This is a genomic window from Intrasporangium sp. DVR, assembly GCF_040365325.1.
Lineage (GTDB): Bacteria > Actinomycetota > Actinomycetes > Actinomycetales > Dermatophilaceae > Intrasporangium.
Genome location: NZ_BAABZW010000033.1, coordinates 1 through 560, shown reverse-complemented (window position 1 = coordinate 560; position 560 = coordinate 1). Strand labels below are relative to the sequence as shown.

General features: G+C 69.1%; 1 protein-coding gene. It reads right to left on the bottom strand.

Annotated features, from left to right (window positions below):
* Positions 1–12: 12 nt before the first annotated feature.
* The coding region (locus tag ABWV20_RS18950; protein WP_353357987.1) for a transposase at positions 13–560 on the bottom strand (548 nt) is incomplete at its 5' end.

Here is a 560-nt window from a genome sequence, read left to right as displayed (position 1 = left end):
GGCTCTTCGGAATCAAGCATGGGCTGGGCCTCGCCGGTAGGGGCGGGTTCCTGAGGCTGCCAGCAGGATCCGGATCCGGTAGTGGTCGAACGTTCTGAAGCCGTGGGCCAGGCGTCGGGTCTTCTCGATGATGAGGTTGACCGCCTCGGTGCCGCCGTTGCTGATCCGGTCGGTGTCGAACCGGGCCAGGACGTGCTCGCGCCACTGCTTGAGGGTGCGCCCGAGCCGGGCGAGCTCGGGGACCGGGCAGGTCGGGAACGAGGTGATCACCTTCTCTGCGATGCGTCGGCCTTCCGCGGGGTCGGCCCGGTACATCGAGCGCAGCTGTTGGTAGCCGAGCCAGGCGACGGTGACCTCCCAGTTCGGGTCGCCCGCCTGCAGGCAGGCGTTCAGCTTGGCGACCTGTTTCCCCGAGAGGTGTTCTCGGCCGCGGCGTAGCAGGCCGCGGATCTTGTACAGCGGGTCGTCCTTGTGCCCGCGCCGGCCCAGGGTGTCCTGCTGGACCCGGCGCCGGGTCTCGTCGACGACCTGGGTGCCGAGCTTGACGACGTGGAAGGCGT